8 protein-coding genes are annotated in these 26,170 nt (G+C 61.0%); 4 read left to right on the forward strand and 4 right to left on the reverse strand.

What is annotated here, in order from left to right:
• The first annotated feature begins 66 nt into the window (after nt 1–66).
• Both JNN07_25210 and JNN07_25215 read left to right on the forward strand, forming a co-directional pair.
• Entirely contained in the window at nt 67–4,761 is a 4,695-nt protein-coding gene (locus JNN07_25210) for an immunoglobulin domain-containing protein (GenBank protein MBL9171056.1), read from the forward strand.
• A 207-nt stretch (nt 4,762–4,968) separates the two neighbouring features.
• A complete protein-coding gene (locus tag JNN07_25215) occupies nt 4,969–10,038 on the forward strand; it encodes a beta-propeller fold lactonase family protein (GenBank protein ID MBL9171057.1) in 5,070 nt (1,689 codons plus the stop codon).
• Between the two features lie 50 nt (nt 10,039–10,088).
• On the opposite strand, the gene JNN07_25220 is transcribed toward JNN07_25215, so the two are convergent.
• Nucleotides 10,089–11,900, reverse strand: a complete 1,812-nt coding sequence (locus JNN07_25220; protein MBL9171058.1) for a hypothetical protein — start codon at nt 11,898–11,900, stop codon at nt 10,089–10,091.
• A 163-nt stretch (nt 11,901–12,063) separates the two neighbouring features.
• Here JNN07_25220 and JNN07_25225 point away from each other — a divergent pair, with 163 nt between their 5' ends.
• Nucleotides 12,064–12,420: a hypothetical protein gene (locus JNN07_25225; protein ID MBL9171059.1), complete on the forward strand. Its 357-nt coding sequence runs from the start codon at nt 12,064–12,066 to the stop codon at nt 12,418–12,420.
• A 32-nt stretch (nt 12,421–12,452) separates the two neighbouring features.
• On the opposite strand, the gene JNN07_25230 is transcribed toward JNN07_25225, so the two are convergent.
• The 3 genes from JNN07_25230 to JNN07_25240 form a co-directional block, all read right to left on the reverse strand.
• Nucleotides 12,453–12,893, reverse strand: coding sequence for a dual specificity protein phosphatase family protein (locus JNN07_25230; protein ID MBL9171060.1), 441 nt, complete (start codon nt 12,891–12,893; stop codon nt 12,453–12,455).
• A gap of 48 nt (nt 12,894–12,941) precedes the next feature.
• Nucleotides 12,942–21,008, reverse strand: coding sequence for an Ig-like domain-containing protein (locus JNN07_25235; GenBank protein MBL9171061.1), 8,067 nt, complete (start codon nt 21,006–21,008; stop codon nt 12,942–12,944).
• Between the two features lie 534 nt (nt 21,009–21,542).
• Nucleotides 21,543–22,478 (reverse strand): hypothetical protein, encoded by a 936-nt coding sequence (locus JNN07_25240; protein MBL9171062.1) that lies wholly within the window; start codon nt 22,476–22,478, stop codon nt 21,543–21,545.
• A 193-nt stretch (nt 22,479–22,671) separates the two neighbouring features.
• Between JNN07_25240 and JNN07_25245 the strand changes: the two genes are divergently transcribed.
• Nucleotides 22,672–25,590: a LamG domain-containing protein gene (locus JNN07_25245; GenBank protein MBL9171063.1), complete on the forward strand. Its 2,919-nt coding sequence runs from the start codon at nt 22,672–22,674 to the stop codon at nt 25,588–25,590.
• Nucleotides 25,591–26,170: the final 580 nt, after the last annotated feature.

Genomic DNA, 26,170 nt, shown 5'->3' on the forward strand with positions numbered 1-26,170 from the left:
AACAGCGGGCGGTGGCCTGAGGCCACCGCCCGCTTCCCGCTCTTCAATCTCACTCCAACTCGGACCATGAACATCAAACAGGCTCTCGGCACGGTGGCCCTGCTCATCTGCATCGCAGTCGGCTCGCACTGGGCAACGCGTTCCCACCCTCCAGACCCATCCCATCCCTCCGAGAGCACCGTCCGAGTCGGAGAAGGGCCACTTCGGGAATCGAAGCGAGGACAACCACCCCTTTCCGAACCATCAACGTCGCTCGCGCCAGAGCACGCCAGCCTACATCAAGCACTCAAGCCCGAAAGCGATGAAGGCGCCAAGACCCCGACACCCCTCCGAAGGCTCTCCAGCCTATGGCCCGGGGCGCGGCTTTTGGAGACACGCGAATCCGATCCGCTGGACGGCTTAATCACGCGGGTCACCCTGCTGCAACCCAACCACTTTCCCTATCCCGTCTACGTCAGAGAGATTCTGAACACCCAGGACGCACCCGAGGAACAGCGCCTCGTGCGACGATCTGAGATGGTCGCCAGCCACCTACTGATCAAACTGCGTCCGGGCCGAGCGGCGATCGAACTCGAGCCGTTGGCACGCTCCTTGAATGCCAGACTGAGAGCGCACCCAACCGCACCGGCGCTCTACTTTTTGGAGCTGCCCGACCTCACCCTGGATGGCGTCTCACAAGCCCAGGCGATTCTTGCCCAATATCCCGAGCTGATCGAGTATGCCGAGCCCGACGCCATCGTTCGCGCCGCCGCTACTTCGCCCAATGATCCCCGCTTTTCCACAGAACAATGGGGACTGCAAAACACGGGGCAAGCGGGAGGCACCGCCGACGTCGACATCGACGCTCCCGAAGCTTGGGACATCCGCCGGGAAGCCACCAACGTGGTCGTCGCAGTGGTCGACTCCGGGGTCCGTTACACCCACGAAGACCTGGCCGCCAACATGTGGCGAAATCCCGGCGAAATCCCGGGCAACGGCCTCGATGATGATGGAAACGGTTTCGTGGATGACATTCACGGGATCAATGCGATCGACGACACCAGCAATCCGGACGACGATGTTCCTGATCCGGTTCTAGGCGTCGGCGGCCATGGAACATCGGTGGCCGGAGTGATTGGAGCCGTGGGCAACAACGGACTGGGAATCGCCGGGGTGGCCTGGAAGGTCCAGATCATGGCCCTCAAGTGGTTCAACAACCAAGGAGCCGGCGCCCTTTCCGACGCCATTCAATGCCTGGACTACGCCCGTTCAGAAGGCGCGGCTATCGTCAATGCCAGCTGGCAGCAAGGCGGACTGCTAAGCGGCACTGTCAACCAGTCCATGATGGACGCGCTGGAACGCTTGAGGCAGGCGGGAATCCTGTTTGTTTCGAGCGCGGGCAACGACGCAGCCAACAACGACCTGGTGGCACATTTCCCCTCCAACTATCCCTTCGACAACATGGTCGCCGTGGCCGCCGGCACCCGCACGGGGTCGCTTTCACGCCAATCCAATTTCGGGGAGCGCCTGGTGGACGTAGTCGCGCCGGGAGAGGAGATTTTAACAACCGCGTCCAAATCGGATACCGAGTATGCGGTAGTCAGCGGAACCTCTTTCGCCGCACCGCATGTGTCCGGAATTCTCGCGATTCTCAAAGCTCATTTCCCCTCCGCCGACTACCGAACCTTGATCAACCGGCTGCTGAGCAGCGCGGACCGCCGGGATCGCCTCGTCGGAAAGGTGCGCACCGGCGCTTTCGTCAACCTGTTCAATGCGCTCAGCTTGCGCAACGTCTCCGAGTTCCCGCAGATCACCACCTTCACTCTCAACGGTCAACCCGTGGGCAGCCTCGAAGAAGTCTCCGTACTGCAGGGAACGAATGTCAGCCTGGCCTCGGTGGTCGCTGGAGCCACGCCCCTCAGCTACTCCTGGAAAAAAGATGGGAAAGCGATCACCGGAGCCACCAGCGCCAATTTGAACATCCCCTCCTTCGCCGCCGGTGACATCGGCGAGTATCAGCTGCGAGCAACCAATCCCGCGGGGGCAATCACGGTCAGCGTCAAGCTTCTCGGCGTGGTTTCGAAGCCCGAGGTCGCAGCCGCCGTGAACGCCACGAACCGCACTTTCCTCAGCAGCGGGAACGCCCTGTGGGAAGGCCAGCGCACCGTGACTCGGGATGGACTTAGCGCCGGGGCGAGTGGAAAAATCGTCGCCCGCCAAGCCACCCTGGCGGCCACCACGGTCGTCGGCCCCGGCAAGGCAAGCTTCATGTGGAAGGTATCCTCGGAACGAAACAATGACACCTTGGAATGCTTGATCGACGGCGTGCGCATCGATGCGATCTCAGGCGAGGTCGACTGGACCAAAAAAGAGCTTCAGGTCTCGGCCGGAACTCATGAGATTCGCTGGCGTTACCTCAAGGACTCCAGCCTGTCCAAGGGCGCGGACAAGGGCTACCTGGACCTGTTCACGTTTACAGCCGATGCAAAGTCGGCACCGACCATCACCGCCCAACCCATCACTCAGTCTGTCCTGGAAGGCAGCCCGGCCTTCCTCTCCGTCGTGGCGGCAGGCTCGGTACCGCTGAGTTATCAGTGGCTCAAAGACGGCACCAATATCGTGAGCGCGCGGTCCAACCGTCTCGACTTCGCGAGTGCAAGTCGGGCGGATGAAGGGCGCTATTCGGTCATCGTCAGCAACGAGGCCGGGATCGTGACCAGCGCGACCGCCCGCCTCACCGTCACGCCCATCGCACTCCCCCCTCGAATCACCAGCCAGCCGACCGGCGTCTCCGCGGATGAAGGCGGGAGCGCGCGATTCAGCGTTGCCGTCAGCGGAACTCCACCGCTGCGTTATCAATGGCAGAAGGCGGGGACCGCACTCCAGGGGCAGACCAACGCGAGTCTCGCGCTCACGAACCTGAGCCTGGCCGATGCCGGCAATTACAGCGTGGTGGTATCCAATGGCGCCGGGCAGGAGCTGAGCCGCTCCGCCTCGCTGGCGGTGGTCCAACTCCAACTGGCACCCACCATCACCAAACAGGCTTCAGGACAGAGTCTGGCGGCAGGCCAAAGGCTGGAGCTGGCAGTGGAGGTCAAAGGCCTGGGCCCGTTCAGCTACCAGTGGATCCGCAACGGGCAACCCCTGCCTGGGGAAACGAAACCCGAGCTGGTGCGTCCCTCGGCTCAGGCCGCTGACGCCGGAAAATATCAGGTCCGCGTCAGCAGCCCATTCGGGGTCACCTTGAGTGGCAGCGCTTCAGTCATCGTCACTGTCTCCTCCCCTCCGCTGGCTCAGGCGGTGAACAACACTAATTTCCTTTGGACCACAGCCGGCGATGCCCCGTGGTTCCACCAAACGAAGACAACCTTCGATGGACTTGATGCGCTCCAGAGCGGAGCCATTACGAATCTCCAGTTCAGCGAAGTCACGGCCGAGATCATCGGGCCGGGCCAGATTTCCTTCTGGTGGAAAGTCTCCTCCGAGTTCGGATACGATTTTCTGGATCTCTATGTCGATGGCGAATTCGTCGATGGCATCAGCGGCGAATGGGGATGGGAGGAAATCCTCTGGAACGTTGGTGAAGGGACGCATACCGTCACTTGGAGGTATTCCAAGGATGACGATTTCTCGGCGGGAGCCGATGCAGCCTGGCTTGATCAGGTAGCTTTTGTCTCCTTCGACACCGAAAGCCCGGTGGTCGCCCAGCATCCCGTGAACCAAAGCGGCCTTCAGGGTGGTTCGGCTACCTTCGAAGCGTACGCGCTGGGAAGTCCTCCGCTTCGCTTCCAATGGTTCAAGGGGGAGACGCCTTTGCCGGGCGCAACTTCTCGAACCTTGACCCTCAGCGGGCTGGCCGCCGCGGACGAGGCCGCCTATTCTGTGACCGTCTCCAATCGATTCGGGGTAGCGATCAGCCGCGAGGCCTTCCTGTTTGTATTCAATGAATCGGAGGCCACGGACTTCGCTCTGGATCAGCCCGGCCTCAGCTGGACGAACTATCTCTACGCCTCGTGGTATCCTCAGGTGCAAACCGCCTACTTCGGGGACAGCGCACTACGGAGTGGACCCATCGGAGACGCGGAGGTTGCCTGGCTCGGCAGCGCGGTGGTAGGACCAGGGATCCTCTATTACTCCTGGAAGGTATCCTCGGAGCAGGACTACGACTTCCTTGAATTCCTGCTCGATGACCAACTCTATGACTATATCTCTGGCGAGGTGGATTGGCAGGAAGGGTCCGCACTCATCCCGCCGGGTATCCATTTCATCGACTTTGTGTATCTCAAGGACGCAGCCATAGCGTCCGGGGACGATGCCGGGTGGCTTGATCAAGTGAGCTTCGTCCCCCTGAACGGGTTCTCCTATTGGCAACAGCTTTACTTCAATCCGTCCGACCTGATTGATCCCCAAATCAGCGGTCCCGAGGCAGATGCCGATTTCGACGGCATCGCCAACGAACTCGAATACGCCTTCGGTTTGGATCCGCAATGGCCGGATCAGCAGGGATTGCCCTCCGCCTCCCTGGAAGGCACTGGCCCGACCAGGACGCTGGCTGTTACCTATCGCCGACGCACCGACGATCCCTCGCTCACCTATCAACTGGAGACCTCGACCGACCTGCAAGTGTGGACACCGGTTGATGCGACAGCCTGGGTGGAGTCCGTCAGCGAGTGGGATGAAGGAATCGAAGAGGTTCGAGCATCCTCGCGAAATTCAATCCCCAGGCAAGGCCAGGCCTTTTACCGAGTGCGATTCAATGTCGTTGAAGTGACAGTAAGGTGACAAGTCTGACAGGATGCTAGAGGACCGATGTTGGCCATCCCCAGGCCAATATATTTCCACCATTTTGATAGACAGGGGTAGCAGCTTACGCTAAGTCAGCAGGCAATCAGACAGTGGATCAGTGAGGGACACCGGATGAAGCTTTCAGCCACGAGAGATCTTTCGGGCCTGGCGCTGCTCTCCACCCAACTCAAACCCCTCAACACTATGCTCACCTCCTTCGCTCGCGCCCTGATGCCGACTCTCAGTCGGTATCTGTCCACGGCCCTGCTCGCCGTGGTCGCCATAATGCCCACAGAAGCCCTCGCACAGACCTGGGGACGGCCCACTCATTCCAGCCCGATCGCTGTGTCGAGAAACGACCGACTGATCTGGGTGGTAAACCCTGAGGCTGACAGCGTCAGCGTGATTCGGCCGGACAACAATACCCGCATCACGACCATCGGGGTAGGAGACGAGCCGCAGAGCGTCACCCTGACCCCAGACGGTCGATACGCTTTTGTGGCCAACGCCGCCGGCAATTCCGTCAGTGTTATCCAGATCAACGATCCTGCCTGGGGCACCTTCAGTGCCAACGTGGTGCAAACGATCCCGACGGGATCCGAGCCCTGGAATATCGTGGTATCCCCGGATGGTAATCGCGTGTTCGTGGCCAACAGCGCCCAGGACACCGTGGCGGTGATCAAGACCGCGGATCTTTCGGTCACCGGGTATATCAATCTTCGATCCAGCGTGGCGAACCTTCCAGATGTCTCCCGACGTTTTCAGCCCCGCGGCCTCGCGGTTACCGAAGACAGCACCAAACTCTACGTCACTCGGTTCCTCTCTTATACCAAACCAGGTGGACGACAGGGAGACGATTTTGGAAAAGAGGGCGTGGTGGCCGTGATCCGCATCAACACCAGTTCAGATGCCATCAGCGACTACGAGGTGGTCAGGGCGATCACCTTGGCTCCTCAGGTGACCGGATTCAAGTTCCCAGGCGTCGACGCGGATACCGGGGCTTTTCCGAACCAGCTCCAGAGCATCGTGCTGCGCGGCACACGCGCGTATCTGCCCAACATCGCAGCGTCACCCAGCGGTCCGCTGCGATTCAACCTGGACACGCACGCTTTCGTAAACCAGTTGGGCGAAATCAATGGCAACGCGCCCACCGATTTGGGAGCCGTCAACTTGCATTTGGGTGCCCGCGACCCAGAGGCTGGCAAAGAACGCCTCTTCTTCGCCAACCCTTGGGCCATCGCGTTCAACACCCAATCGGGTGCCGGCTCCGCTTATGTCGTGTCCGCCGCGAGCGACCTCTTGGTCAAGCTGAACGTGGCCGCCGATGGGGCGCTCAGCTTTACTACAGACGACAACACCACACGCTACATTGATCTCAATGACCCAACCAACCCAGCCACCAGCGGACCCAACGCGGGCAAAAATCCTCAGGGAATCGCGATCAACAGCACCGGCGACCGAGCCTATGTCGCCAATTTTGTGTCGCGCAATGTCTCCGTCGTGAATCTCGCCACCGACACGGTTATCGCCACCGTGCAGACCAGTCCCCTGCCCGAGGAAGGCTCCAAGGCACAAGAGGTCCTGGTAGGGGCTGAAATGTTTTTCTCCTCCCGGGGTCATTTCGATTCCATCCCGGGAACCAACTCCTTGCGCAACCGCCTGTCTAGCGAAGGGTGGCAAAGCTGCGCCAGCTGCCACTTCAACGGTCTCACGGACGGAGTGGTGTGGCAGTTCGGTGCAGGCCCGCGCAAAAGCGTGCCGTTGAATTCCACCTTCAACCCTCACAACCGCAACCAACAGCGGGTGCTCAACTACTCCGCCATCTTTGATGAGGTTGAGGACTTCGAAGCCAATATTCGCAACGTCTCTGGTCCAGGCCCCCTGGCGGGCGGCGCCTTGAATCCCAATCAAGGACTACTGATCGGTGACGCCGGCGACCTGAACGTGCCTCCAAGCGCGGTGAACGCGTTCGCCCTCGCCAACGCCAACCGGGCGCAGGTCACGGTCACCCTTCCGGGCAGCACCAATAAAATCCCAGCCCTGACCGCGATGCGCGAATGGGTACGGTTTGCGGTGCGCACCCCGAACGCACCGGTTCCAAACCTTCCCGCCTCCGCTTCGGCAAGCCTCATCGCTGAGGGACGGGAGTTGTTCGCCCGAGCCAACTGTGCCAGCTGCCACGGAGGCCAAAACTGGACCATCAGCGTCAAAGACTTCACCTCTCCTCCGGCGGCAGCCGAGATCAGCACCGAGCGAGCACCTACCCCCTTCACCGACAACCCGGTCGGGGCTCAATACCTGAACCGATTCCTCCGCGATATCGGCTCGTTCAACCTCGGCGTACCCGGTCAGGGCAATCCGCTCCTCGGCAATGTGGGAGCCGACGAAAAGACCACCCAGGCGGTCACCGCCGGAGTCGTCCAGCCCGCCCCGGATGCACTGGGTCGTGACTATAACGCCGATGGAAAAGGGATCGGTTTCAACGTGCCGTCGTTGCTAGGGCTGGCGTCGCTTCCCCCCTACCTCCACAACGGCGCGGCGGAATCGCTGCTCGCGGTCGTCGGCGACAGAAACCATCGGACGGATGGAGGAAGAATTCCCGATGTGCTGAGCAACCCGGCCGATCAACTCAAGGTCACGGCGTTCCTGGAGTCAATCGACGCCAGCACCACCCCGGTGACCGATGTGCCGGTCCGCCCCACGCACTCCAGCCCCATCGCCATCAACCGAACCGACCGCCTGATCTGGGTTGTGAATCCGTCGGATGACAGCGTCAGTGTGATCCGCCCGGACAACTACACTCGCATCGCGAAGATCGGTGTGGGCGATGAGCCGGAAAGCATTGCCCTCACTCCCGACAACCAGTGGGCCTATGTGGCCAATGCAGCTGGCAACTCTGTGACCGTTCTCCGGATCAACGACCCCGCCTGGGGCACCTTCAGCGCGAGCGTCGCGACCACCATCATCACAGGGGCGGAGCCCTGGAACATCGTGTGCTCTCCAGATGGAAAACGAGTCTTTGTGGCCAACAGCGCGCAGGACACCATCACGGTGATCAACACCGCCAACCAGTCCGTGATCGGAAACATCGACCTGCGCGACAGCCCCGCGAATGATCCCGACCGAAGCCGCCATTTCCAACCCCGGGGGCTCGCGGTCACCGCCGACAGCCGCAAGCTGTATGTCACCCGGTTTTTGTCGTTCACCAAGCCCGGCGGGCGGCAGGGTGACGATTTCGGGAAGGAGGGACTCGTGGCCGTGCTCGATATCAACACGAGCTCAACGGCCCTCGCCGATTACAAAGTATCAACCGCGATCCCGCTCGCAGCCCAGCTCGCCGGCTTTCGGTTCCCCGGCCTGACCAATGACACCGCCGCCTTCCCCAACCAACTGCAGAGCATTGTGCTGCGGGGCGACTTGGCCTACCTGCCCAACATCGCCGCCTCTCCGACGGGCCCGCTCCGGTTCAATCTCGATACCCACGCTTTCTTGAATGTGATCTCGGGAGTCAACTCGGTAGCTCCGTCCAGCCGTGGTGCCCTCAACCTCCATCTCGGAGCCCGTAACCCCGAGCCCGGCAAGGCTCGCTTGTTTTTCGCCAATCCATGGGCGGTGGCATTCAACCGCCAAGTCGGTGCTGGGGCCGCCTACATCGTTTCGGCAGCCAGCGACCTGCTCGTGAAGGTGAACGTCGGCGAGGACGGCCGGCCGGCATTCACCGAGGATGGTGACACGACCCGGTACATCGACCTGAACGACCCGAGCAATCCCGCAACCCGCGGAGCTAACGCGGGCAAGAATCCGCAAGGCATCGCCATCACGAGCGACGGCACGCGCGCTTATGTGGCGAACTTCGTTTCCCGCAACGTCTCCGTCGTCGACCTGACCACCGATGAAGTGATCGCGGTCGTCCAGACCTCGGACCTCCCTGCGCCCGGATCACGAGGTGAGACCACCCTGGTCGGAGCCGAGATGTTTTTCTCCTCGCGCGGGAACTTCGATTCCATACCAGGAACCAATTCTCTCCGCGACCGCTTGTCGAGTGAGGGTTGGCAAAGCTGCGCCAGCTGTCATTTTAAGGGGCTGACCGACGGTGTGGTGTGGCAGTTCGCTGCGGGGCCGCGTAAAAGCGTGCCACTCAACGCGACTTTCAATCCGCACAACCGGGACGAGCAGCGCCTCCTGAACTACTCGGCGATCTTTGACGAGGTCCAGGACTTCGAAATTAACATCCGCAATGTGTCTGGTCCTGGGCCGTTGGCTGGAGGGGCTCTGGATCCGAACCACGGACTCCTGATCGGTAATACCGGCGATTTGAATGTGCCTCCCGGCACGATCAACGCCTTCACGGTGGCCAACGCCGGCCGGCCCCAGGTCACCGTGACCCTGCCCGGCAGCACCATCCGCGTGCCGGCGCTGGATGCGCTGGCCGAGTGGGTGCGCTTCTCCGTGCGGACTCCGAACAGTCCTCTGACCGGAGGGTATGGAGGCTATGATGCCACCGGTACCGAACTGGCGACGGGCCGTCACCTTTTCCAGACCGCTGGCTGCGCCAATTGTCACGGCGGCGGCAATTGGACCACTAGCCTCAAGGACTTTGTTTCGCCCCCCTCGGCTTCCGACATCAGCACCGAACGCAGTCCTGCGCAAACCTTCGGAAATCCGGTTGGCGCCGGCTTCCTGGACCGGTTCCTCGAGAACATCGGATCCTTCAACCTGGGTGTGCCGGGACAAGGAAACGAGTTCGGCAACAACATCGGCGCCGATGAGGTGGCCGCTCCCGCAGTTGCCACAGGGGTGCTGCAACCGGCGCAGGATGGCCTGGGCCGGGATTACAACGGCGACGGCAAGGGCATTGGCTTCAATGTGCCTTCCCTATTGGGCATCCACGCGGTTCCGCCCTACCTGCATCACGGGGCCGCGGAGTCCCTGGCGGCAATCGTGGCCGATGTGAATCACCGCACCGACAACGGCAGCCTGCCGGACACCCTCAGCAACCCAGCCGACCAGGCTCTGTTGGTGAAGTTCCTGCAATCGATCGACGTTCAAACGGTTCCGTTCGTACCCCTTCACGTTCAGCTCGATGGAGCCGGCGTGCTGGTCTCGTTCGACACCATCGTAGGCGCGCGCTACGCACTTCAGTCCAAGGGGCTCATCTCCGATGCCTGGTCGCCCCAGGGCGCGGCGGTGAATGGGACCGGCGAACGCATCACCGTGACCGTGCCATTGGACGTCGCCGCGAAGTTCCTACGTTTAGTGGCATTGCCCGAGTAGCTTCGGCTACCCCGTCCACTAGAATTAGAGCGCACAGGCCCGGTGAGCCCTCATCGAGAGGGCTCACCGTCGCCTGCCTCCAAGTTCGATACTATCCTAAAGAACGCGCGCGGGCCCTCGGTTGAGATCTCCAACGGCGAGGTGGCTGCTGGAACCACATCGGCCCACGTCGGAACATCGATGTTTCGAGTGCTCTGGAGCACGAAGGGTCCGACGCCGCCGGTCCACTCGATTCTAACCTGGTTGCCTAGCATCGTAACTGCAGTCAGGCGCAAGGGGGGCTGGTAGATCCATCTGACGAGGTCATTCACCGTGGTAGTGCCGCCAAGGCCGGGGGCGAAACTGTAGGTGGAGCCCACGACGACAACGGTGTTGGTGCCGGTCATCATGAGCGGCAGACTCTCCACAGCCCAGTTTGTTGTGCCGATGCCGGTGCCGCCCCGTCTGGAGAGCAAGTTCGTCCAGGTGAGCTTCGTGAGCGGCTCACCAAACACACGGGCCACTCCCGCCAGCAAGACGTTCGTGGCGGAGGTCGGCACCAACTCTCTGCTGTTCACGATATTTGTGATCTGGAGATCAGGAGGGATCTGCGACGGCAGGGCTCGACGCTGTGACAGCGTCCATTCCACCAGGCCTGGCGTGGCCCAAGCCTGCGCCCAAATGGCATGCCCACCTTCGGCATACTCGGTGTAAACCGGCCGTCCCCCGACGGCGCGGACAGCTCGGATCATTTGCCGAGACAGGTCGACTGGAACGATGCTATCGATCGCCGAGTGAAAATTCCAGATCGGGAGATCCTTCAAGTCGACCGCCCGACTCGGCGTCCCGCCGCCTGCGATGGGCACCGCGGCCGCAAAGTAGGAGGAGCGAATTCTTGGAAGCTCCCAGCTGCCGAACCCGCCCATGGATAGACCGGTGACGTAAATGCGGTTCGTGTCGACTGGAAAGGCCGAGATAAGGGCATCGATCAGAGCGAACAACTGTCCCCGAATGTCGGTCTCGAGCCAGTCCCTACCGGCCGGGCATTGAGGAGCCACAAAAACCAGGGGGAAGCGCACCTGATTCGTGTACGCGATAAAAACCATCGGCTGCGGCCATGCGCTGAGCTGGGCGATGTTGTCACTCCCACGCTCGCCGGCGCCATGCAGCGCGAGAACCAGGGGATACGGCCCAGCTCCTTCAGCCGGTGGAACACTCGGCGTGAACAGCCGGTAAGGCAAGGGAACACGTCCATCCCCCGGTAGCACGCGCGCTTGGAGTGCTGACGGAGCCGGAGTGATGCGGACCCGGGCCACGCGACTGGTCGCGGCGCCATAGGGGTTGGTAGCGACTACAAAATAGTCTCCCTCGTTGGTCCTGGATGCCCTCGCAACCGCCAAGCTCTGGCCCGTTCGTCCGGCGATCGCTTGTCCATCGAGAAACCACTGGTAACGAATGGGGGCGGTCCCGACGACCGTGAGGCCCAACAAGAAGTCGCTGCCCTCCACCGCGATCGTGGAGGACGGATCGATGGAGAAGCTCGGCGGACGCAGCACCGTCAGAGTAGCGAGTCGGCTCGTGACCGAACCTGCGCTATTCGACGCAACCAGGGCAAACCTTCGCGTCGTGGGTTGGATATTGGTGAGAGTCAGCGCGGAACTCGTCGCTCCAGGAACGTTGGTAAAGAGGCTGCCGAGGTAGGACCGCCACTGCAGTTGCAAGGGTGGCTCACCCTCTACGGTAGCAGCAAAACGCACGGTCGAGCCGATGACGTTGGTTTGGTTAGCGGGCTCGGAGACGATCTGAGGCGCTGCCGCGACGGCGACCGCGAAAGAGACATCCAGCCACAAGAGCAGAAGTGTCGTGAGAGCGATGGGTTTCATGGAGTGAGAGCGACGGTCATGAGCCCTTTATAGCACGCCCGGGTAGAATGAGACACCTCGAAATGCCGCTGACGGGGAGTGCGATCCAGAAGGCCTTGATACAGGCTTGCACCCCAGCGCCCTGCTATTATGTTGCTCTCGCTCATGCGAGCTTGGAAATCATATGCAACGCATCACTTCTTTCGTCGGATCCCTCGCCTTATCGCTCCTGACCATCATAGCGGTCGGATGTTCCAGTCCCGAAGCCAAGCCACCTGCATCCCCGGTTGGCATCTGGGAAGCCTATACCACCGTCACCACGCTTGAACTCTCTGCCAGCGGACAAGCGCTGATGTCGCAGAAGGGAGTCACGATCGAGGGTAAGTACTCCATGCTCGGTGACAACGCGCACGTGAAACTGGACTTCGAGTTCGAGCCAGGCAAGAGCACCGCCATGTATGGAGTGATCGCAGGCAACTCGCTCTCCTTTGTGAATCTCAAGGGCAAGAAAGTGCGTTTCGTAAAGAAGGACGCGCAGTAGTCGTCCGCAATCCATCAGCCGTCGGAGCGAGGTCAGGATCGTTCACGAAGCAGTTCGCGATACGAGATGCGTTCGCCATAGTGCGCACCGAGCGAGTCCCACAAAGCGGGATGCGGCAAGGCTTCTGGGTGATGACTCCGAATGTCCCGATACGCCTCCACTAGACCCAGCCCCTCCGTTTCACGGAGTGTGGCAATGGCGATCGTGACCGAGCGACTGATCCCAGCCCCGCAGGCGATCAGCAAGTTAGCGTGAGAGTTACGCGCTTCTCTGATGAACGCCAAAGCTCGGGGCAACACCTCGGGAGGAATGGGCATACCGTCGTCAAAGGGGAGATAGCGGGTGGTGATGCCCACTTGGGGAACCGACTCCGCCAACTGCAACATCGCACCCACCTTGAAGTGACTGAGCAGCCCGTAGTTTAAAGTGTCGCGATATCCCCCGACATGAAGCCATGGTCTGATGCATCGCATGTGGCTGACACCTAGCAGACTCGCACCCTCGATGCAACCGAGCAGTCCTCACGGAGCGTTTTCCCACACCGCGTAAAATGCCGCAGGATTACCCCCGGCGAAGGTGAACTGGCCGGTCACGTAGAGCTGCTGACCTCGCAGCTGCAAACGGGCCACCGAGCCAGACACGCGCGCTGCCCCCTCGAAGGAACCCGCCTCCGACTCCACACCGATCCCTGGGGCGCTCCACTCAGTGCCGTTCCAAAGGCCAATCCCTTGGGTCACAGTGGAGTTCTCCGGACGGCCGGTCGCAGTGTCATCCGACAGGTTGAACAACATTCCCCCAACCACGATAGTCTCGCCCCGAACCACCATATCACTGACCCCGAAGGACGGCAGGGAAGTCGGCCCACGTCGCCATTCAGTTCCCGTCCAGACCGCAAAATCCTGAACGTCGATGGTTCCAAAGTTTGCACCCGCCCTGCCGATCTCACCCTGCACATATAAAAGCCCCCCGTCGGCCCGGGCCAGCCGGACGCGACCGCGATCGAACGTGGATCGAAGAGTGCCGCCGAAGGTATTGTCCAGCATACCATCCAGCCCCCAGCCCCCAATGTTGGAGCTTGGGAATTGATAGGCCCCCGCGACATAGACCTTACCTCCCAAGACCACGAGCGAATCCGCTGACTCCCCCAGGTCGTCGCGTCGGCCGCCCACCCCGTCCAATTGCCGCAGGCCGAGAGGTCCCGGCAGCGAGTGCCATCGAGTTCCATCCCAACGACTGAGATTAAAGGTCGGCACCCCGCCGGAGACACGGAACAGTCCGCCCGCAAAAAGATTGTCCCCCAGGAACGCGAGATCTCGCACCTCCAGCAGCTGATTCGAAAAGTCCGCGGCGACGACCTCGATACCCGTCCCAAGCGACTCCCAGATCGACCCATTCCAACGTGCGATGCCAGGAGCGGCAACACCTCCCATGGAAGTAAAATTGCCTGCCGCAAACAGGTGAGCGCCTCGACGTAATAGCGCGAGAACACGAACCGGAACAGCATCCTGCCGCGAGGCAAGACCGAGAATATCCCATCCCTCCCCGCTCCGCTGCGCCACCCCGACACCACCGGCAAAAGGCCCGGCCACATACACATCAGAACTGCCTTCTGCCGCCAGCAGCGCGGTCCCGGGTCCCTGCAGCGGATTCTTGAGGTCGGTCTGAGCGACCCATCGGCCTGGGGCTTGACGCGCACGATCCACCTGCAGTCCATACCGCTCCGGCTCAGCGTCCGGCGAGAGCTGGAACTCCACTCGATAAATTCCGGCTCGGCCCAGCCTGAGGAACCGCGTGGCACCGCAGTCTCCTTCGTTCAGCGAAAAAAGCAGCGTGCCATCCGGAGCGAGGACCCGCGCCGCGACCAGACCGCTGCAACCCTCGCTACCCAGCCCGATCTGGAACTTAACCACCTCTTCCGCGAGGAATTCCAATTCAAAGACGCGGCCGGCTCCGGGCAGCGGGAGTTCGTCAAAGGCCTCCAATGCCCGATCGACCCGCAGATCGTGCCGAGTCGTGACGATCCCGGGGGTCCCGGCGGCGAACGCGTAATCGGATCCGAAGTCAGCCGAGTCCGGAGTAGCGGTGATCACGAGCTGAAACACCCCGCTGGACGCAGGCGAAAAACGCACACTCCGCCCACACATGCTCGCCGGCCCGAAGACCCGCTCGCCCTGGTCATTCAGCAACTGCCAGTTGTGACAACGGTTGAATCTTCCAGGCGTGAAGATCACTTCCTGATCAGCTGACAGCACCACCGGATAGCTATCTTGGCTCCCGGGGCCGTTCAGGCGCTCCTCACGACGAACGAACCCTCCCGCCGCCAGATTCAACTCCGGCAACATGCGTCGGACATGGCGCGCGAGCAAAAGCCTCATCGACCGGGCACCACTCAACGTGTTGACGATCCGGAGTTGGTGCACACCTCCAGCCCCAAAGGTCAGCGTGCGGGGCCCGTCGCACTCCTCGTCGGTCAGGATCTCACCGGTCGGCCCCGTGAACCGGACGGACATGCACTCAAAGGATCCCGAGGGATCGCTGAAGTGATATTCCTCGCCGGCCGCAGCTGTGATCGCCACCAGGGCGCTATCCCCCGGATTAAGGGTCGACTTGGAACCGGAGAACTGCGGATCCGAACTACTGGAGTAAAGATCAACACCGGTGAGGTCGATTTGAAAACTGCGCTGCTGAGATCGCGTGACTCGCAGGTCGGCCCGACCGGCACGGAGTCCCTCGACGACCACCCGCATCACGCCACCGGTCGGACTCCTCACCACGGCGGATTGACCGCAACCTGCCTGGAGGAACACCAGGGGCACACCTCCCGGCTCGAACACGCTCCACCGAACCGGACAAGGAAAACCGCTGGCCAACAGCTGCACGAAATAGTTTTGACCTGCCGTCATCGAGAGCAGGTAGACGTCTTCATCCCCCGCGTCCAACTTGGTTCGTCCGGTGATACTTTGCGGGCTCTCGCCCACCAAAACCTGTTCCACGACCCGTTGGCTGAAGCGGTTCAGCCCCAGCGTGTAGTTCAGGCTACCTCCCCCTGCCCCGCGATGAACCTGAATCAGGTAGGCCCCCGGAACCAAATCGGAAATTTTGAGCAAAGACCGGTTCTCATCGGCCAAAATGCTCCCGTCTAGACGGGTGAGCACCACGCGCAACTGATTCGGATTTTGAATCACAAACGCGCCCCCCGCCTGGACGGTCACCCGATGCTCATCCGTGGCGAACTCACCCGCCAGGACACCGGAAAGCGAGATGGCGTTCGTGCCGAAGGTCACCGAGCTTACCTTAAAGTCCCAGGTCACCGGCGCAGCCATCGCCACCTGGGCCGCACTGGCAAGGGTTTGGGGCAGCAGGACACGATAGTTGCCGGAGGGCAACGGAGCGGCGAAATGCCGAGCAAGTTCGGCGGTGCCGGGAAGATAGTTCACCGAGCCTCCCATCAGCACATCATCCCCGGTGCCGAGTTGTTCATCCGGGCCGGCCGAGGTTACCACTGGCGCAGCCCCCACCGAGGCAGGATCCAAGAAGCTGCTGAAGCGAATCTCCACCCGAGTTCCGCCGGAGTTGCCTCCAGGTGCCGGCAACCGTTGCACGACCCGCGGACCCACCACGGTAAAATCCCAGGAAACGGGCGAGGTCAGCCGATTCCCGACCCGATCTCCAAGTCCCTCCAACAGGACCGCGCGAAAGCGCCCCTGGGCAACCGGCGAGGTCAGCGAGAGAATCAATGTCGACGTGGCGGCGCTGTAGGTCACTTCGCCAGGAAGGTCCACGTCATCCGCTGTTCCCAGCGTAGCATCGCTTCCCGCAAAGAACAGACGGAGCGAGCCAGCAGGGAGTGACGAGGCCTCGATAGGCTCATTGAACACCACTTGAATGGAACGCACCGCCTCATTGGCAACCTCAACCCCAGGAGGCGGAGTGAGCGACATGGCGACAGGCGCGGAAGCATCGGCCGTCAATTCGAGAGCCAGTTCGTCGCTGACAGTCACGTTCCCGCCCGTGTCGATCGCGCGGGCACGAAGCCGGATGATCTCCCGGCCCAACGCGCGGCGCGGAGTGAGCAACTTTAGCTCAAAGGGCGGTGAGGCATCCGTGGCTACGAGAGTTCCATCCAGGAGAAATTCCACGCGCGAAACACCCACATCGTCGGTGGCGAGCACCGCTTGAACGAACATCTTTGCTTCCTCCACGCGAGATTCTACCGGCGGACTTGCCCAGCTCACCAGAGGAGGCCGACCAGCCCGGTCTGCGTCCTGAAAACGTACCACTTGTAGCCCGGACGCACCGTCCGCCACGTAACCAAGCCCCTGGCGGATGGCGACCGCCTCCGCACTTCCAGGAGTCGGAATCTGCTGATCGAAGGAAACAGTCGTACCCCCGGGCTCAAAACGGTAGATCTGAACGTCGTGCGCTCCGTCGTCGGTGCTCACCGGATCAGCAGCCGCGAACAGGTTCTCGCCCAACATCGCTGCGTGTCGCCAGCCGAACTGGCCTGTCAGAACCTGCGCCTCAACCGAAGGCTGCCCAGGATTGGTCAAATCGATGATACTAAATCCCGCGGTATGGATGACCAAGAGCCGGTCCGAGCCCGAGACCAACCGCAAGCGTCTCCCCCCAGCACCACGGCTTCCTTTGGAAGAAGCGCTGCCCGAGACAAAAGCGAATCCATCACGAACCTCGACCGCGGAGACCAAGGCGTCCTCTCCGGATCTGCCGAGCACATACACATACCTACCCGAGACCAAAACGTCGTCCAGAGGATACCCCAGCTCAAGCTTCTGAATGACGGTGCCCGTGGCTGAATCCAGCAACAGAAGCGAACCATCCTCCAGAGCTGCAGCCGCCAAGCCTCCGCTCATGGCAACTCCGGAAACCTCAGCACCGGTCGGAGTCAGGGCTCGAAGTGATGGGGCGGAGGGGCCTTCCAGATCCACCATGGCCAAGCCGGCGCCACGGACGGCCACGATGGCATTCCGGCCCAGGCAAGCAACCGCGGTGGCTTCACCGCCCAGCTTCAGTTGCGCGATGCGGACTGGCGGCATTGTTTCGAAGACGTTAAACACTTCCAGACCGGCTGCGCCGGCCGCGAGAAGAGCTCGGTCCCCTTCCACACAAACATCCCAGGCATAACCCGAGGTCGCCGCGCCCCCCAGTGCGCCGGGCTCACCGGGATCTTCACCCAAAGGTTGGGTTCCCGATCGCACCTCGGTCCCGTCGTTCACTCCATCACCATCGGTGTCGGATCGAGTCGGATCCGTTCCCACTATGAACTCCGCCAAGTCGCTGAGGCCGTCGCGGTCGCCATCAGGGCTGAGGTCTGGTTGAAGGAGGAATCGCGGAAACCCAAACGGGACACCGTCCGCCGGAGATTCAAAGGTTTCGATCGCCACCTTCAGCGTTCGCTCGTTGAGCAAATACTCCCGGAAGCGGGTAAGTGAGGCCACGCGCACGGGCCGAGGGTGGGCCACGCCATTCGCGGCCGTCAGCCCGCGCCGGATGGAGCCGGTCTTCAGGTTGACCCGCGCGTAATAGTTCCTCCCCTTGACCGGACGAACCGCTGGACTCCCCGCGCCTGAGACATCCGCAAGACTGGGCACGGGTGGAGTCGGGCCTGAAACCGTGACAGTGTGGGTCAAGGTGCACTCACCGGGGGTGAGCAACGCGAACGTGCCCAGATAAACAACCTCAACGGTGTAGGTTCCAGGAGAGTTGAATCCCACTCCGAACTCGAACGGCACCCCGTCTCCAGGCTGGCCGAAACCGAGGCTTTCCCCGGTGGTGGCCACCTTCGCCGCATAAAACCCGCTCGTGCCGTTTCCCAGGACACTGAAGTCTCCCACCTCTCCAGGCTCCAGGACCGAGGGACCGCTCAAGGTCAAACGGCAATCGATGGCACCAACTTGCACACTGCCCAGGACGCTGCACCGCTCGCCTTGGGCCGTCTCGTAGGTCGCCGTCACCTGATAGATTCCCTCCTTGGCATACCGCGTCGTGAAGGAGCGACCGGTCCCGGTGGCTGGCGTGGCACCCACCGCCTCCCAGCTGACCGTACCACCCGAGTCCGGGGCGGTCGTGACGGTCACGGTGACGGGGTCACCTACCGCGGCAACGCTGCGCAGAGGTGTGAGGACCACCGTGCAGGTATCTCGCACGCGCAGGGTCACGAGGCGGGTTTGGGATTTTCCGGACTCCTCAAACGGTGTGAACGTGGCCTGAATGACCTTCATTCCCGGAGAACTAAAGGAAATCTGAGTGTGCGATGAAGCGGGGTTGAGGATATTCACGCCCTCGCTGCCGCTCCACTCATACCGGCCGAGTGAGCTGGAGAGATTTCCGTGAACCGTGATCGTCGAGCCAACGAAAGGAGGCTCCGCGTCGGAAAGCGGAAGGTCCCGATGGTCCAGAAGTTCGAGAGTTTCGTCCACGAAAACACTTACCTCATCCTCGCAAGTCTGCGGGGCACCCGAAGGTGGTTTGGTGGTGTAGACAAGCTTCAACACATGCCGCCCCCCAGTTCGCCAGGCCACATCCACCGTTGGACCATCGCCCTGCCCGAACAAGGATCCACCCGAGTCCACGCTCCATCGGTAGGTTCCAACTTCTGGATGCACCGTGGCTTGATAGGTCTCTCGCACACCCGCCACCGCGCGGACAAATCCGCCAATGGAGACCCGGCACTCGTCGGGCGTAATCCGCACGGTGTGCACATCGGAGCACTCCTGCTCACCATCAGGAGAGGTATAAGCCACGGTGATCTGATAGTCGCCGAGCTGGGCATACCGAGTGGAGAACTCAGGGCCAGAACCAGCCGACGGCTCGCCCCCCGGAGCACTCCAGGACCAACTGCCGCCCCCGCTGATACTTGTCCCAAAGGAGTACACCACATTGGTGGTGCCGCCAATCGGGCCCACAATCAGTACAGAGCATTGCTCCTCTTCCTTCTCGACCTCCCCACCGCTGCCCGAAGCGCCCGGTTGGACTCCATGCCAGCCCGGCTGCTGGATGCCGACTCCCGGGTCGGTGCACACACGGGAGCCGTCCGGCGAAACCGTCATGGATCCCACGATCTCCCAATAGCCTTTGTCGTGGTCAAAACTCCACAATGCCGACTTGCTCCCGCCCACTGCCACCAGGCCCGTTTCAGGATCGGGAAGGTTCGGAAAACAAATCGGAGCTGGAATGGACAGGTTCTGGGGGCCATCGCTCTGAACCGTGATGACCAGGGGAAATTGCAAATCGTCCGGCAACGGTTCTGGAAGCCGGTCCGGTGGAACCGGGGCGATGCCAATCCTGCCACCTCGGAGGCCCGCATCGTCCGACAAGGAACCGGGAGGGATCAACAGACTGACTCCGGCTAGCGCCGGATTCGCCCGCAGCACGTCGTCGGGAAAGCTCACCACCGTGTTGCCAGATGTCTTAACGACTTGGAGGGTCCCGGCCGCGATACGCGGCAGGAAGATCTGACCATTCCCCCCAGCCAGATTGTCCAATCGGCCTGCCACCGCTTCCCACGCTTTGCCCACAATCGGATAATAATTGCCGCTGGGCCAGTCGCTGCCGACGGCAGTGCGGCCATCAACTTTCACAAAAAACCTTCCCGCCGGCGAAGGCTTCAAGGTGAAGTTGCCGTCGGCGTCGGTGACCGTCCGGAGCGACTCTTCCTGCCCATCCACGGTGACGATCACACCAGCGAGCGGGCGGTTCACAGCGTTGATCCCTGTGTCGGTGCCCGGCCGCAACTCGGAGGCGAAGACGCGCCCGATCACCGCGGTCTCTGGAACCGCCGAGCTGGGCGCGGTGTCAAACTCAACAACCATCACCCCTCCCGCCTGACCATCCGCATCCCCGTCGACCGCAATCCCACGATCATCCAGAAGCCGCGCCCCATCCAGAGTCACCCGCACCCGGCTTCCAGAGGGAAGCGGCTCCAGGTAGAACAGTGTGGCCCGTCGTCGGTCGGGAGAGATAGCACGTCGAACCAAGATGGCGCGACCAAGGGAGTCAGCCCGCAACGTCGCGTTGTCCAAGGTGGCTCCCACCGACAGCGGGCGAGAAAATGACAGCACGGTCTCCCGATGCACGGAAACCCCATCATCCCCTTGAGCCGGAGAGGCCGTCACCGTGGTGGGCCGCAGCTCGCCCACTTCCGGATCTGTCCCGTTCTGGAACTCCTCAACGTTGGGAATGCCATCCCGATCGAAGTCCAACCGGGCGTCAGCAGGATTCAGCGGCTGAAACGAGGGCCGCCCCAATTCATAAAGATCCGGCAGTCCATCCGCATCGGAATCCAAGCCCGCGGCGCGCGAAATCTGTTCCAACTGGAAAAAGCCTTGGTCTTCCGTGGCAACCGTGACCATGGGACTGGTCAAGGAAACCTGCACCAGGTCTCGGATTGAACGCAACTCCCTGCCCCGGAACAGCCGGTAGTAAGAGGAGGGTGATGGGGTGAAGCGAATCTCGACTCGAGCATCCGACTTCAATTCCACGGCATCGATGAGCAGATCTGCGGCGCGGCAGTTCCAACCGAAGGCCACCAAAAGGCAAACGAGGGCCACGAACCTTGAGTACAACGTCATTCAATCATGATCATCGGCCGGAATCAGAGAGTTCACAAGACAAAGCTCGTCCGCAACCGACAAAGTTCGGGTTAAAAGTGGGTGAGGATCCGGGAATCCCGACTCCGTCGAGGGGACAAAAGCGGCAGAGGGCTCTAAGCATTACCCACAAGTTCGGGGCTCTTTGGTCCCTATCCCAACGGGATAGCGCCTCAAAGCCCAGGGTTGCGAGTAACGAGCTACCCTGGGGAAACGCCAGAGAATTCCCAACCCCATCGCGGGTTGCGCTGGATCACTCAAAAACCCAAAGGAACCGCAACCCACGATGGGGTTGACAGCGAAGCGGCCCGAGGAGGCTTGTAGTTCACTCGGGTCAGAAAACGACGACTTACCCAGGGTAGGCGCTCCTGCGTGGCACCAACCCTGGGCTTACAGGCGGAATCCCTGTGAGATTCTAACACTTCTTCTGGGTAATGCTTAGAGAGGGCTGCCACACTTGATATGGCTCTCGTCCGTTGTGCCTTCACCACCTTTCTTGCGCATCCAATCAGCCCGTCAATTGACTATGCGCCCCTGGAGAACCTCGCCCGAGCAGTCAGCCACCACCACACGATAATACCGTCGAGGCTCCTGTATGGAAACCCGATCAAGGTATCGCAAGATCGAGCCATCTCCGGTGACGCAGTAGTTGGGGTCCAACTGCACCCAGAGGTTGTCGGTGAGCGTCGACCTGTACTCGATGCGATAGGAGGTATCAGGCTTCCCCCGCCAGGAAATCTCCACTTCAGAAACCCTTACGGAGGGAATCTCGAAATCTCGATACGTGCGGGAATCGGCCACGGCAAAGAGTCCCAGTCCAGACGAGCTCAAGATGACCTCGCTAGAAGTATCACCCGGATCCAAATCGCGGATCGAGCTACCGATGAACTGACGCAGGTGGTCCACCCCGGCGAACAGCGGATGCGCGCTCGAAACCGACAGATCGACTGGCCCTTCGGTGCGGATGGTCGAGAATTCCAGTCCGAACCGCCGAAGGAACGGGTTCCACAAGGTGCCATCGGCGGGCAACCCCAGCCCCACGACACACACATTTCCGCCTCCGTTGACGTAGTCGATGAGCAGCAAAGGGGGGACGGCCGTGTTGCACACGAAGATCGCGTCATAGGGCTTCATAGCCTCCAGGTCGGTGGGAGCTTGATTGGTGACCGTCCAGAGGTGCCCTGCCCCGGTCATCGTCGCTGCCAGTCGGTCCCCCACCAACCCTTGGTCGCTCGAAATGACTAGAAACCGCCCGGCACGGGAATCGACAAACCAAGTGGCGAGATTGAGAGCGAATCGCTGTGCATCGTTCGGCTCGATGAACCCGGCATTCGAGAGGGGAAACTCATCATTGGACACGACAATCCGCCCGGCCCATGACGACCAGCCACCCAAAAGGGAGGCAACAACAACCCAGGTGGAAACAGAATACGCACGTAGATTCCCGATCATGACTTCAGGTTATCTCAAAAGAAATCGAGTGTCACGCTCCTGGATCGATAGGCCGCGAAACTCATCGCACTCATCCAACTCATGAAACCAAATTGAGGAAAAGCTATTGACACTCTCCAGCTCAGGGAATCTAGTGCCAACAGCACTCAGAATTCAGACGTGCGTTTATCTGTTTGTAATCCTCCTATACCCTATGAAAAAACGACCTCAGTGGCTCATCCTACTCTTGACACTCCTACTCCCAGCTCACCAGATCACGGCGGCTGTGCTCTGGAAATTCAGCACCACGGGACAAGGCCAGACCATTTCCGGAACCCTGACGACCGACGGCACGGACGCCGACCTCAGCTCCGCGAAAAACTTCAACATCCAATCCATCGAGACACTCCTGCTCGACGGCGCTCCAGTCGCCACGCTGGCAACGCCCCTTCCCTGGGTGAACGGAGTCTCCGCCAATGTTTCCGTCGGCCCGCTGATCTGGAACGGATCCTCGGTTCAACTGCCCATCTTCGTCCTCGCCACATCGGATGGCGGAGATCTTCTCGAGATCGACAACAACAACGATCCGGAATTTCCAAACTTCAAAGCGAGGATTCAGGATGTGGTGGCGTTCGACACCGAATCCACGTCTATCACGCCTCTAAAACGAGCGAGCCAACTGATCGATTTCGGGTTCAACGAAGGAACCGGAACGACAGTGACCGACACGATCAACAGTCTGTCAGGCTCCCCGGCGGTGCCAGCGAACCCTCCCACCTTCGAGACGGCTACCCCTTCCGCGAAGCCCGGCGATTCAGCGGTTCACTTCGAAGCGGGACAATATTTCATCGTGAATGATCCTGATACTCGACTGGCACTTGATCCGGCAGATCCCTCCTTCACGCTGCAAGCTTGGGTGAACTTCGCGGGAAATCCCGCCGGCCGTCAGGTATTCTATTACGCCAACGGCCCGGGCGGTGCGGTCTCCTTCTCCGTGAACAATAACCGGACGGTGTTCGTGACCACGCTGGGTATCGCGGATGTCTCGTCGGCGGCCGCCATCCCCGACGATGGCGCCTGGCATCATATCGCGGTGGTCCACCAACCGGGAGTCGAACTTCGATTCTACGTGGACGGTGTCCTGGGTGACACCGTGCCGTACACCAGCGGAGTCAATTTCACCCGGACCCAAAAAATCTTCAGCATCGGTGCCGAGTGGAACGGGGCGCTGCAATACATCGGCTCCGTGGACCGTTTGAAGGTGTCGAGCGGGATCCTGGCTCCCGATGAGCTGGACTTCCAGGCCGTCCCGCCTTCGAAACTGATCGACTTCGGATTTGATGAAGGTTCTGGCACCACGGTGACCGACAGTATCAATAGCCTCGCGGGTTCGCCCGCGGTTCCAGCGAATCCGCCGACCTTCGAAAGCGAAGCGCCTTCCGGTCTGGTGGGCGACTCCGCGGTACACTTCGAACCCGGGCAGTACTTTGTCGTCAACGATCCTGATACCCGCCTGGCCCTGGATCCGACCAACCCGTCCTTCACCTTGCAGGCTTGGGTCAAGTTCAACGGCAACCCGGCCGGCCGACAGGTGTTCTATTACGCCAATGGCCCGGGCGGTGCGGTCTCCTTCTCGGTGAACAACAACCGGACGGTCTTCGTTACCACACTTGGCATTGCCGACGTGTCCTCATCGGCAGCCATTCCCGATGATGGCGCCTGGCATCATATCGCGGTGGTTCATCAGCCCGGAGTCGAACTGCGATTCTATGTCGACGGCGTTCTGGGAGATACCCGTCCCTACACCAGCGGGGTTAACTTCACCCGCACGCAGAAGATCTTCAGCATTGGTGCTGAGTGGAACGGCGCGCTGCAGTATATCGGCTCCGTGGACCGTTTGAAGGTCTCGAGTGGGATGCTGGGAGTGGAGCAGTTGGACTATCGATCCATTCCTCTGGCCGGAGATGGCGGACTGACCATCGCCCGCCCTAGCGTCTCTCCCCTCGGGTTTAGCTTGGGAGTCACCGATGCGGCGGGAAGCGTCTTGGATCCAGCCACGATCCTTCTGACCCTCGACGGTGCCCCGGTGGTCCCGACGTCCGTAACGAAGAGCGGGGCGACCACCACCATCGCCTACACGGTTCCCGGCTTGCCTCTCGCCTCCGGGTCCAGCCATACCGTGAACCTCGCCGTCAAGGACACCAAGTCCACCTCGTTCAGCAAGAGCGCGGACTTCGTGGTGGCTTCCTACGCGAGTCTCTCCGCATCGGACGCCCTGCCGGACAGCGCCGTAGACAAGAACGCGCGCGGATTCCGGATCCGCACCTTCCAGATCGAGGGCGGCACTAAAGAAGGAACCATCGCCTACAATGAAGCGATCCTGACTGGAGAAAACGGGCCCAACATTGCCAATGCCGACGATGCAGGTGGTGTTGATGCCGAAGGGTTCTTTATCTGGCCGAGCTTCATCAACTTCGACACCGGCACCGGTGCCAATGGTTACTTCAATAGTCCTGACTATCCCAACATTCCGTTCCCGGGCATCCCTGGAGCACTGGGCACAGTGGTGGACTTTGCGGAAGAGATTCTGGCGGCCTTGGAGTTTACCGCTCCGGGCATTTACACCATGGCGGTCAACACGGATTGGACCGGATTCCCCAACAGCACCGATGGCTACCTGGTGCGAGCAGGGCTTGACCCCAAGGATCCCGCATCGAGCGTCACGTTGGGCTTCTTCGATGCCCTGGCCCCCGTGGGAACGCGGGGTCTGGCCAACACGCCCTTCCAATTCTACGTCCCCAAGGCGGGTATCTACCCGTTCCGGCTGATGTACTATCAGAGCGAGGGCAGCGCCAACCTGGAGTGGTATATGTTGAACACCGACGGCACGCGCACGTTGATCAACGAGCCTGACAAGGTGGAAGCGGTTCCGGCATACTATACGTGGACCACGCCCCCGACGGCTCCGACGGTGAGTATCGCATCGGGCGTCAACACGGTGACGATCACCTTCACCGGAACGCTGGAGGAAACGTCCTCCTTGACCAATCCGGTTTGGTCCGCTGTGGCTGGCGCTGGCCAGATCACGGTTCCCACGACTGGACCGAGCAAGTTCTACCGATCCCGGCAGTAGCACATCGAGCGGGTTCAATCGGTTTCCTCATCAAAGCGGCCGGGCCAACAACGCCCGGCCGCTTTTTTGTTTCCAGTCTCAATCGATGAAAGGGGTTGTAGTTACTTGGAAAGCGGTCGCGAGCCAGGAATTCTCCCAGACGCGTCGCAACGGTGTGTGCCTATTTGGAGTTGATCGAGAATCGATCCGACCAAGCTTAGAGTTCACTCGTCGTGCAGACCTCTGCCGCTTTCCTCCCCACGGCGGAGTCGCGATCCCCCTCCGGGGCACCGAAATCTGTAGGCGTCTACAGCAGTCCAAGACGCTTCGAGACGTCCGTGAAGATATGCATCGAGGAAACCCTCTCTCATCTTGACCTCCAAAGATGCACACTAGACCAGTTGGCCACGACAGGAGTTTCTCACTGAGTGCTCGGGAATCGAGAACCCGCAGGGTTCACAGAGATTAGCCAACAGCTGAGGTGAACCAATCAAGGTATTTTTTAGGTTAGGCCGCCATTTCTTGAGCGATCTGGCGAGCGCGTTTTGCGATGGGAGCTTTGCGTTGTTCGAGCTGTTTTAGATACAACTCATCATCGTAA

The sequence above is a fragment of the Verrucomicrobiales bacterium genome (genome assembly GCA_016793885.1).
Taxonomy (GTDB): domain Bacteria; phylum Verrucomicrobiota; class Verrucomicrobiia; order Limisphaerales; family UBA11320; genus UBA11320.